Genomic DNA, 2,496 nt, shown 5'->3' with positions numbered 1-2,496 from the left:
CGTGCCATGCCTGTTCTCTCTGCTCCTTACCCCACAGGCAGGAAGTGAATCAGATCTCAGGCAGATCGTATAGATCTTTTGTCAACGCGACCTAGCTCCGAAGCGTTTGCGTGCATCCAGCGTAGTGCGGCGTAATGATCCTCGATTACACCCTTGTAGGTTGTTTCCGGCGACAGTCGATACTCAACAGTCACAATAACCCAGCCCTCATCTCGAGCGAGTTTTTGCAGCCGCGGGACCGAGAGAGACGCACTGCCTGCTATGGTGCCGCCGCCATGAGTATGGAAAATCCCGGGGCGCTTCTGGCCGGCGGCAGCGTTGATGACAAAAACTTTGACGTCGGGGTTATCGCCTCCAACCGGAACCATGCGTTCTTCCACCGATACGTCGGGCAATGGCTCAGCGGGGTTCATTGCAGCAAGCGCTGCGCGCATGGCGGGCAGGGTCTGATCAGACCAGACTATTCCTGCGACGGCCGGCTCAATCTTCTCAGCTGCCGCTCGCAATTGCGGGTCAACGCGTTCAATCACTTCTTCCATAGTTCGAGCCTATCCCTGTCCGGTTATACGATTCTGCTTTTCGCCCAAAGTCTGCCTGCTTCAGCCGCTACCACCGTGTGTGTCAGCAAGGTCGAAACGCGAGTAACCGCAGGATGGTTCTTCGAACGAACGATGCTGCGTTCGTCCTGAATAGTGAGGGTACGATATGGGAAGAAGATCAGTCCAACGTTGGCCGCTCGCTTTACTCGTTTACTGATTCTGGACGTGTGCGTGGGTAATCAGCGCTAAATGCTTTCATATTGTTTTATCTTGCACGGAAGATGGACAAGACAGGATGCCTGCTCGTCTGACCTGTATCGCGCCCATTCTACCTTCGGTCGACACGCGTATAGCGATCCCGCCGCCCAAGCGGGCTGACGCCTTTTACCTTTCGAAGCCCTGGCGCGATCTCATGCGCCGCCTGATCGAGAAGCGAGGACGGTCCTGCGAGAAATGCGGACGGACCGGAACGCGTCTGTTCGGAGACCACGTCCACGAACTGAAAGACGGCGGCGCTCCGCTCGATCCGTCGAACGTCCAGCTGCTTTGCGGGTCATGCCACACGACCAAGACGGCGCGAGCCCGCGCGATCAGAACTGCGACTGCCGAAAGACCTTGAAAAACGGCTGATTTCTACGGTTTTCGTGGGTTTTGTCCGGCCGGGTGGGGGCGGGTCGAAAGTCTGGGCCGGATCGGGGGCGGCAACCGCGCCAGTCTCACGCGCAGATTCTTCGCCGGTTATCAAAGAAATCAAGTTATCAAAAGGAGACATCGTCATGGCTCATGGCGGCGCACGACCTGGTGCAGGCCGAAAGCCTGGCAGCCGGAACAAGAAGGAACTCAACTGGAATGGAAAGCTTTTGGTCGATCTGGAAGAGCTGGTTTCTCCAAATTCGGATATCGTCGATCCGCTGACTGGGATGACGGTTGCCGAGTTGGCCGGCGTGTCGCCGCTACTTTTTCTGGCACGTATATATCGAAATAGAGGGCTTTCTCCGGTTGTTCGGACTGACGCGGCAAAGGCGGCGTTATCCTATTCACATGCGAGGCTTTCGGCGCCTAAAAGCGAACAAGCGAGTTTTTTTCAATCGGATAGCTCCGATGGTGATTGGGAAGAAGATTTACCACCAGTCAGCAAAAGAAATTGAGAGGATCATGAGGCTCCTCTAGAGTGGGTAACACTGGCTGTACCTATTCCAGCTAAGCCGATTATGAGGCTGACGGCACTGATATACAGACAAATAACAGCGACTCTGTCTAGACTGCGAATGCCTAAACTCGCTTTTCTGGTAATCTCATTTACTCTGATAATTTCTCTCGTCAGCGCTTCTCTGAGATCTGCTGGGTTTTGAGTTCCTTTGTCCAGCTGTTCGACTAAAAATTGCTCGGGAGAAAATTTTTCGACCGTTTTCAATTTAGGAAATGAAATTGACAAAAATGAAAATATTACTCCCAATGATAGAAATATCATGTAGATAAAAATTAATGTTACTATGCCTAGTTCCGAAATTTTATTATGTTCTTTTATATAAAATTGCAAAAAATTGGTCACAATATCAAGTTTTATAGACAATGCGACGCAAGCGGCTATAAGTATACTTGATCTTGAGTTTACGAATACATCGTTGAGAAGTCGCTTTCTTTCGTCGTTTGCGTACGTCTCTAACGTCTCGATATTTTCTCTTCTAAATGAATTGGAGTTTTCGTCTCTTTTCATGCTGTGGTGCCCAAATTCCTGCCCTGTCTTCAAAATAAACTGATTCTGTAGGAATATGGCTTTTGAGAGGCGGGTAATGAATTTTAGCAGATAGGATTGGGAGGCTCGGCGGCGCGCGGGCCAGTCGCTGCTGCCAGAGATCCCACTGTCGAACCCGGAACTCGCGGCAAAGGCGCTGCGCTGCTTCAAGCGCTTGCGCATTCCGGACGTTCCCGGCGCGCCCGCGATGGCGGACGCCTG

4 protein-coding genes are annotated in these 2,496 nt (G+C 52.0%); 2 read left to right on the top strand and 2 right to left on the bottom strand.

Going from position 1 to position 2,496, the window contains the following annotated elements:
* Window positions 1-56: 56 nt before the first annotated feature.
* Window positions 57-539: an alpha/beta hydrolase gene (locus tag G442_RS24730; RefSeq protein WP_084440731.1), complete on the bottom strand. Its 483-nt coding sequence runs from the start codon at window positions 537-539 to the stop codon at window positions 57-59.
* Between the two features lie 295 nt (window positions 540-834).
* Here G442_RS24730 and G442_RS0118855 point away from each other — a divergent pair, with 295 nt between their 5' ends.
* Together G442_RS0118855 and G442_RS0118850 are read left to right on the top strand one after the other, a co-directional pair.
* Complete coding sequence (locus tag G442_RS0118855) at window positions 835-1,158, top strand: HNH endonuclease signature motif containing protein (RefSeq protein WP_026399197.1); 324 nt, start codon at window positions 835-837, stop codon at window positions 1,156-1,158.
* Between the two features lie 157 nt (window positions 1,159-1,315).
* Window positions 1,316-1,687, top strand: coding sequence for a hypothetical protein (locus G442_RS0118850; protein WP_026399196.1), 372 nt, complete (start codon window positions 1,316-1,318; stop codon window positions 1,685-1,687).
* A 5-nt stretch (window positions 1,688-1,692) separates the two neighbouring features.
* Here the strand turns inward: G442_RS0118850 and G442_RS23470 are convergent.
* Window positions 1,693-2,496 (bottom strand): hypothetical protein (locus G442_RS23470; RefSeq protein WP_035376943.1); only part of this gene is annotated, 804 nt, incomplete at its 5' end.

The sequence above is a fragment of the Acetobacter nitrogenifigens DSM 23921 = NBRC 105050 genome, from assembly GCF_000429165.1.
GTDB lineage: Bacteria > Pseudomonadota > Alphaproteobacteria > Acetobacterales > Acetobacteraceae > Acetobacter > Acetobacter nitrogenifigens.
The sequence above is the reverse complement of the archived record's forward strand: the minus strand, read 5'-3'. Positions and strand labels throughout refer to the sequence as shown.